At 72.9% G+C, this 7,267-nt stretch carries 10 protein-coding genes; 4 read left to right on the top strand and 6 right to left on the bottom strand.

Features of this window, described 5'->3' with window-relative positions:
* From OZN99_RS21510 to mutM, 4 genes are all read right to left on the bottom strand, one after another.
* Window positions 1-369: DnaA N-terminal domain-containing protein (locus OZN99_RS21510; protein ID WP_408611887.1), on the bottom strand; the 369-nt coding region annotated here is incomplete at its 3' end.
* A 451-nt stretch (window positions 370-820) separates the two neighbouring features.
* Entirely contained in the window at window positions 821-1,096 is a 276-nt protein-coding gene (rpsT, locus tag OZN99_RS21505) for a 30S ribosomal protein S20 (RefSeq protein ID WP_270937299.1), read from the bottom strand.
* A gap of 113 nt (window positions 1,097-1,209) precedes the next feature.
* Complete coding sequence (locus OZN99_RS21500; RefSeq protein WP_270937298.1) at window positions 1,210-1,986, bottom strand: enoyl-CoA hydratase; 777 nt, start codon at window positions 1,984-1,986, stop codon at window positions 1,210-1,212.
* 72 nt (window positions 1,987-2,058) lie between these two features.
* Window positions 2,059-2,958 (bottom strand): bifunctional DNA-formamidopyrimidine glycosylase/DNA-(apurinic or apyrimidinic site) lyase, encoded by a 900-nt coding sequence (gene mutM, locus OZN99_RS21495; RefSeq protein ID WP_270937297.1) that lies wholly within the window; start codon window positions 2,956-2,958, stop codon window positions 2,059-2,061.
* A 58-nt stretch (window positions 2,959-3,016) separates the two neighbouring features.
* On the opposite strand from mutM, the gene OZN99_RS21490 reads away from it, so the two are divergent.
* Together OZN99_RS21490 and OZN99_RS21485 are read left to right on the top strand one after the other, a co-directional pair.
* On the top strand, window positions 3,017-3,754 hold the full coding sequence (locus OZN99_RS21490) for a class I SAM-dependent methyltransferase (RefSeq protein ID WP_270937296.1): 738 nt from the start codon (window positions 3,017-3,019) through the stop codon (window positions 3,752-3,754).
* Window positions 3,742-4,182 (top strand): PaaI family thioesterase, encoded by a 441-nt coding sequence (locus OZN99_RS21485; RefSeq protein WP_333779761.1) that lies wholly within the window; start codon window positions 3,742-3,744, stop codon window positions 4,180-4,182. The genes OZN99_RS21490 and OZN99_RS21485 overlap by 13 nt, the downstream gene beginning before the upstream one ends.
* A gap of 6 nt (window positions 4,183-4,188) precedes the next feature.
* Here the strand turns inward: OZN99_RS21485 and OZN99_RS21480 are convergent, their stop codons facing one another.
* Window positions 4,189-4,959: a hypothetical protein gene (locus tag OZN99_RS21480; RefSeq protein WP_270937295.1), complete on the bottom strand. Its 771-nt coding sequence runs from the start codon at window positions 4,957-4,959 to the stop codon at window positions 4,189-4,191.
* A gap of 130 nt (window positions 4,960-5,089) precedes the next feature.
* Between OZN99_RS21480 and coaBC the strand changes: the two genes are divergently transcribed.
* Window positions 5,090-6,277, top strand: coding sequence for a bifunctional phosphopantothenoylcysteine decarboxylase/phosphopantothenate--cysteine ligase CoaBC (gene coaBC / locus OZN99_RS21475; protein WP_270937294.1), 1,188 nt, complete (start codon window positions 5,090-5,092; stop codon window positions 6,275-6,277).
* Window positions 6,274-6,723 carry a dUTP diphosphatase gene (gene dut, locus OZN99_RS21470; RefSeq protein WP_408611885.1) on the top strand — a complete coding sequence of 150 codons (450 nt, stop codon included), beginning with the start codon at window positions 6,274-6,276 and terminating at the stop codon, window positions 6,721-6,723. Before coaBC ends, dut begins: the two co-directional genes overlap by 4 nt.
* Window positions 6,724-6,727: 4 nt before the next feature.
* Here the strand turns inward: dut and OZN99_RS21465 are convergent.
* A partial coding sequence (locus tag OZN99_RS21465; RefSeq protein WP_270937293.1) for a YcbK family protein occupies window positions 6,728-7,267 on the bottom strand: 540 nt, incomplete at its 5' end.

Genomic DNA, 7,267 nt, shown 5'->3' with positions numbered 1-7,267 from the left:
GGACCATTCCACGCGGTCGGGCCGCGCCTCGGCGCGGGTGTCCGCCAGCCGCGGCTCCGCCGCGCGGCCGAGCGGCTCCGCCAGCCCGCCCTCGACCCCATCGGGCCGGCCGTTGCGTGGGCCGCCCGGGGCAGCGGGCGTCAGCGCCGAGACCGCCTGGGCATCAGCGCGCGCCTCCGGCATGACGCGGAACTCCACGCGGCGAACGGCCGGCAACTCGGCCTGCCAGAGTGCCTGAAGCCGGTCGCCATAGTGCCCGCGCACCCAGTCCCGCAGGAAGCGCGTGGGCAGCAGAACCACCACTTCCTCGCCCTGCAGCGAGGACAGCGTCATCTGCCGCAGCCAGGAGCGGTACTCGACCTCGCCCACTTCGTCACGAAGACGGCCCCGGATCCGTGCCCACACCTCGGCCAATTGGCCCTGTGCGGGAGGAGACGACGGACCGACCGCTTTCTCCATGGGACGCACCTGCCACCCTTACCGACCCCTCGCGGGACCAGCCCTGAACGAACATGCCGGACGCGGCGCACCCGCTGCGATCGAACGGCGAAGCCCTGGCAGGGATGCGCCGCATGATAGAAGTTACCGCGTCGATAACATCAAACGCAAACGGTTACTTCACACCCCGCAAGACGTGTTGCCGCAAAGCCGCAATGCACCTGTCACGCACGCAAGTCATCGCGTCGCGCAGCAAAGTATCTTCAAGATGTGACTTGGATTCAGTGCCCGGCGCCCCGGCCGAACGACTTACCGAGACTAACGCCGCACGAGCCGGCCTGGCAACGGGACCGGAGCGCGAACGCGCCCGGTCCCCGCCTGTTCAGGCCTGCGGTGCCGCGATGGCCTTGATGCGCGTGGACAGGCGCGACAGCTTCCGCGCCACCGTGTTGTCGTGCAGCACGCCCTTGTTGGCGGCCCGCTGCAACTCGGGCTGCGCGGCCTTGAAGGCCTCCTGCGCGGCGCCCTTGTCGCCGGCGGCGATCGCCAGCTCCACCTTGCGGAGGAAGGTGCGCACGCGGGACTTGCGCGCACGGTTGCGCGCGGTGCGCTTCTCGATCTGGCGGATGCGCTTGCGCGCGGAGTCCGTGTTCGCCATGGGCTGCGTGTCTGACCCGACATGGAATGGAGGCCGGCGGGACCCCTCCCGCCGACGAAGGCGCGGGTTCTAGACCCGCCCTCGCGGGCGAGTCAACCGCGCGGCGTGCGCGGTCAGCGGTGCCGGAAATTCGCCGCGCGCTTCTCGGCGAAGGCGGCCATGCCTTCCTTCTGGTCCTCGGTGGCGAAAAGGCTGTGGAACAGCCGCCGCTCGAACCGAACGCCCTCCTTCAGTGTCAGCTCGTAGGCCGCGTTCACCGCCTCCTTCGCCATGGCGACCGAAGGGGCCGAGAGGCTCGCGATCTTCTCGCCCATCTTCACCGCCTCCGCCACCAGCTCCGCCGCCGGCACGACGCGGCAGACCAGGTTGGCGCGCTCCGCCTCGGCCGCGTCCATCATCCGGCCGGTCAGGATCATCTCCATCGCCTTGGACTTGCCGACCGCGCGCGTCAGGCGCTGCGTGCCGCCCGCGCCGGGGATGATGCCCAGGTTGATCTCCGGCTGGCCGAACTTCGCGGTGTCGGCGGCCAGGATCAGGTCGCACATCATGGCGAGCTCGCAGCCACCGCCCAGCGCGAAGCCGGCCACCGCGGCGATCACCGGCTTCTGGATGGTGAGCACCGCTTCCCAGCGCTTGCCGATGAAGTCGTCGAAATACACGTCAGGGTAGGTGCGGCCCTTCATTTCCTTGATGTCGGCGCCGGCGGCGAAGGCCTTCTCGCTGCCGGTCAGCACGATGGCGCCGACCTGCGCATCGGCGTCGAAGGCGCGCAGCGCCTGGCCCAGCTCCTCCATCAGCTGGTCGCACAGCGCGTTCAGCGCCTTCGGGCGGTTCAGCGTGATCAGGCCGACGCGCCCGCGCGTCTCCACCAGGATCATCTCATAGGCCATGGCGCCCTCCTCCGGCTGCGTGTCGCCAAGCGGTCGCGCGCTTCGCCGCGGGTGTCAACGCCAGCCCGACCACTACCGCTGCGTGCGCGGGCACCAGAAGGTGGACCGGCCGGACTGCACGATCCGCCGCACGCCTGCGCAGCCGGCTTCCGGCCCGGGGCAGAGCGGGCAGGGCTGGCCTTCCCGGTCGTACACGGCGAAGCGGTCCTGGAAGCGGCCGAGCTCGCCATCTGCGCGCACATAGTCGCGCAGGGATGATCCGCCGGCGCCGATCGCCTCCTCCAGCACCGCCTTGATCGCCGGCACCAGGCGCGCGGCGCGCTTCCCCGGCACGGTATGCGCCAGGCGCTGCGGCGAGATGCCGGCCCTGAACAGCGCCTCCGCCACGTAGATGTTGCCGAGGCCGGCGACGACCTTCTGGTCCAGCAGCGCCGCCTTCATCGGGGTGCGCTTGCCCGCCAGCGCGGCGGAGAGCACGGCGGGCGTGAAGCCTTCGTCCAGCGGCTCCGGCCCGAGCCCCGCCAGCAGCCTGTGCCGGTCCTCCTCCGCCGTCGGCATCAGGTCCACGCAGCCGAAGCGGCGCGGATCGACGAATCCGATGCGCGTGCCGTCATCCGTCTCCATCACCAGGTGCTCATGCGCCTCGGGCGGATTGTTGTGGCCGCGCGCATCGGAGAAGCGCCCCGTCGGCCCCATCCAGGGCACCCGCGGCCCGTCCTTCGGGCGCGCCACCAGCCGCCCGGACATGCCGAGATGGACCAGCAGGCTCTCCCCGGTGTCGAGCCGGGCCAGGATGTATTTCCCGCGCCGCCGGAAGCCGGTCACGCGCGCCCCGGTCAGGCGCTGCGCCAGCCGGTCCGGGAAGGGCCAGCGCATGTCCGGCCGCGTCGTCTCCGCCCGGACGATCCGGCGCCCCTCCAGCACCGCGGCCAGGCCGCGCATCACCGTCTCGACCTCGGGCAGTTCGGGCATGGAATTCCCCCTCCCCGCTTCCTTGCCCCGCCCCGCCCGCTGCGCCAAGTTGCCGCGCATGAGCGACACCACCGATTTCGGCTTCCGCGAGGTTCCCCGCGACCAGAAGGCCTCCCTGGTGCGGGGCGTGTTCGACAGCGTCGCGCCGAACTACGACGTGATGAACGACCTGATGTCGCTCGGCATCCACCGGGTCTGGAAGCGCATCTTCGTCAACGCCATCGCCTGCTCCCCGCGCGAGACGCTGCTCGACCTCGCGGGCGGCACGGGCGACATCGCCTTCGGCGCGCTGGCCGGCGGCGCCGGGCGCGTGATCCTGACCGACGTGAACGCGGAGATGCTGGAGGTCGGGCGCAGGCGCGCGCTCGACCGAGGCTATGTGACGAACATCGGCTTCGCCGTGGTGGATGCCGAGCACATCCCGCTGCCCGACCGCAGCGTGGAGAAGGTCTCGATCGCCTTCGGCCTGCGCAACTGCACCGACAAGGACGCGGTCCTGCGGGAGGCCCGCCGCGTGCTGCGCCCGGGCGGCCGCTTCCACTGCCTGGAATTCTCGAAGCTGGAAGTGGCCGCGCTGGCGAAGCTCTACGAGACCTGGAACTTCAAGGTCCTGCCGGAGATCGGCGCGCGTGTCGCGAAGGACCGCGCCAGCTACGAATACCTCGCCGAGAGCATCGCCAAGTTCCCGGACCAGCCGACGCTGGCCGCGATGATGGAAAGGGCCGGCATGGAGCGCGTCGCCTTCCGCAACCTCTCGGGCGGGATCGTCGCGATCCATACGGGCTGGCGGCTCTGAGCCAGCTCGACCGCGTCCGCGCGGCCTTCGCGCGCCAGGGCTTCATGCGCAGCCTGGGCGCGGAGCTGCTGGAGGTCGCGCCCGGCCGCTGCGCCATCGCCTGCGCCTTCCGCGACGATCTGACGCAGCATCACGGCCTGTTCCATGCCGGCGTCCTCACCACGCTGGCCGACAACGCCTGCGGCTTCGCCGCCATGTCACTGCTGCCGGAGGGCGGCGAGGTGCTGAGCGTGGAGTTCAAGCTCAGCTTCCTGCGCCCCGGCGCCGGCGTCGCGGCGATCGCGCGCGGCGAGGTACTGAAGCCCGGCCGGACGCTCAGCTTCTGCCGCGCGGACGTCCATATGCGCCAGGCGGATGGGCGCGAGGTGCTGGCCGCGACGATGCTCGCGACCATGATCGCCGCCGCGCCGGAGGCCCGACCGGGCTGACCCGGGTCACCGCGCGGCCGACGCCGTCGCGGCGGGCTCGTCGGGACTCTCGGCCGCCGGTCGCGTCGCCTGCACCAAGGCGTCGCCGATGGCGCGGCCGAAGGCGTTGCAGATGGTCAGGGCGCTGGTGCCGGCCGGCAGGCGGATGATCGGCAGCACGAAGGGCACGATGATGCCGATGCTGCCGCCGGCGGCACCGGCGACGCCGGCAGCGATCCCGCCGCCGCCGCGCGCCCCGCACCTGGCGGTCGCGTCACCGAGCCGGCGCCGCTCGCGCAGATCCAGGATCGTCGCCCCTAGCGACAGCGCGTAGTCCACGCGCTCCCCGACATAGCCGCCGATGATCGCGCCGCCGCTGCCGCCACCCCCGCCGAAGCCGCGTTCCGGCGTGCCCACGCGCGTGCTCGCGTCGGAGACCACGACCGCCCACTCCACCCCGAAGCCGGCAAGCTCCTCGGGCAGCGGCGCATCGAGGTCCGTCGGCACGGCGGCGGCCAGGCGCGCCGCATCCGCCGGCTCCAGCGCCACCACCGCCGCCCCTGGTGAGGGCAGGCGCGCGCGCATCCCGTCCGCGATGCAGCGATGCAGCCGGTCAGGGTCCAGTTGGGTCCGCCGGATGACGAGCGCGATCCGCTCGCCTTCGCCAAGGGGGTGCGTCGCCGGCGCGACGGCGGCGCTGATGCTCGGGCCCCGCGCCGCGAAGCGGATCGGATCGGTCGGGATGACGCAGCCGCCGAGCGGCAGGGCCAGCATCCATCGCAGCAGGTCTCGGCGCATTCCGGGCGTCCTCCCTGCCGTGCATCCTGCGCGGCGGAGCGCGGCAGCCGCCTTGATCCGGATCATGCCGCTTTGCGCATGAAGGCCTCCCCTCGCCCGCTGTGCGGCCGCACGGTAGGGTGCGCGCGCCATGTCCCTCGCCGGCCGCAAGGTCCTTCTCGTCGTCTCGGGCAGCGTCGCCGCCTACAAGGCGCTGGAGCTGATCCGCCTGCTCCGCAAGGACGGCGCGGAGGTCATGCCCATCCTCACCGCCGGCGGCGCGCGATTCGTCACCAAGGAGGCGCTGGCCGGCATCTCGGGCAGCCGCGTGCATGACGACCTCTGGGCCGCGGAGGCGGAGATCGGCCACATCCGGCTGGCGCGCTGGCCCGACCTGGTCGTCCTCGCCCCGGCCAGCGCCAACCTGCTGGCGAAGCTGGCGCACGGCCTGGCGGACGACCTCGCCTCCACCGTGCTGCTCGCCACCCGTGCGCCGGTGCTGGCGGCGCCCGCGATGAACCCGGCCATGTGGGCGCATCCGGCCACCCAGGCCAATGTCGCGACGCTGGCGGCACGCGGCGTCGGCTTCGTGGGGCCGGAGGAAGGCCCGATGGCGGAACCCGAAAGCGGCCTCGGACGGCTGGCCGAGCCGCCCGCGATCCTCGCCGCCATCGCGGCCCGGCTCGCCGCCGGGCCGCTCGCCGGGCGGCATGTGGTGGTCACCAGCGGCCCGACGCAGGAAGCCATCGACCCCGTGCGCTACATCGCCAACCGCAGCAGCGGGCGGCAGGGCCACGCCATCGCCGCGGCGCTCGCGGCGCTCGGGGCGCGCGTCACGCTAGTCAGCGGCCCGGTCGTCGTGCCCGACCCGCCCGGCGTCACGGTGCGCCGGATCGAGAGCGCGCGCGACATGCTCGCCGCCGTGGAGGACGCCCTGCCCGCCGACGCCGCCGTCTTCGCCGCCGCCGTCGCCGACTTCCGGCCGGATGCCGCGCCGCGCCAGAAGATCAAGAAGGAACCCGGCGCCCCGCCGCCGGAGATCCGCCTGGCGCTGAACCCCGACATCCTGGCCACCATCGCCGCGCATCCCACGCAGCGCCCGCGCCTCGTCATCGGCTTCGCCGCGGAGACGGAGAAGGTGGTGGAGCACGCGCAGGCCAAGCGCCTGCGCAAGGGCTGCGACTGGATCGTGGCGAACGACGTCTCCGGCGACGTGATGGGCGGTGCCGAGAACGCCGTGCATCTGGTCACCGCGGCGGGCGTCGAGGACTGGCCGCGCATGCCGAAGGAGGAGGTCGCGCGCCGCCTGGCGCAGCGCATCGCGGAGACATTGTCGTGAGCGTCGAGATCCTGGTGACCCGCCTGCCGCATGGCGAGGGCCTGCCCCTGCCGTCCTACGCGACCGAGGGGGCGGCCGGGATGGACCTGCTCGCCGCCGTGGCCGAGCCGCTGGTGATCCCGCCCGGCGGCCGCGCACTGGTGCCGACGGGGCTGCGCATCGCGCTGCCGCATGGCCATGAGCTGCAGGTCCGCCCACGCTCCGGCCTCGCGCTCAAGCACGGCATCACCATGCCGAACACGCCCGGCACGGTGGACGAGGACTACCGCGGCGAACTGCAGGTCATCGTGCTGAACGCCGGCAGCGAGCCCTTCACCATCGAACGCGGCATGCGCATCGCCCAGGCCGTCGTCGCGCCCGTCACGCGCGGGGTGTGGAAGGAGGTCGTCGAGTTGCCGGACACCACGCGCGGCGAGGGCGGCTTCGGCAGCACGGGCACGCGCTGAAGCCTCAGCGCAGCCGCGTCCACACCCGATGCGGCCCGATGTCCAGGTGCACGAAGCCGCTGTAGAGCCCGATGCCCATGAAGCCGAGCCGGTGCCCCAGCAGCCAGGCGCGGCCGCTGAGGTCCTCGAGCGGCATGCCCGGAACCGCGATGTCCACCGCCATCCCGCGCAGGTGAAGGCTGGCCGGCGCCGCGCCCTCGATCCGCGCATTGGTCCAGGGCGTCCGGTACGCCGAGCGCACCAGGATGGGCCGCGAGAACTCCCACTGCTCCTGCAGGGCGGAGAGCATGTCCACCAGCAGCGGCGGCAGCGGCCCTTCCAGCTCCGCACCCCGGTCGCGCAGCAGCCGGCGGATGCGCGCCATGGCGGCGAGGTCGTGCTCCTCCCCGCTGCGATAGGTGCCGACCACCTCCTCGCCGGCCGCGTTCTGCAGCCAGACGAAGCGGTCGGTCGCGGCGCGCGCGCGGCCGCCGGACAGCAGGGCCGGCAGCGCGGCGGCGGCGCCCAGCAGGGTGCGGCGGGCCAGCCTCATGCGCCGAAGGCT

Origin of the sequence: Falsiroseomonas oryzae, assembly GCF_027856955.1 — a bacterium.
GTDB lineage: Bacteria > Pseudomonadota > Alphaproteobacteria > Acetobacterales > Acetobacteraceae > Falsiroseomonas > Falsiroseomonas oryzae.
Note: the sequence above shows the minus strand (reverse complement) of the source record. Positions and strands in the feature narration are given on the sequence as shown.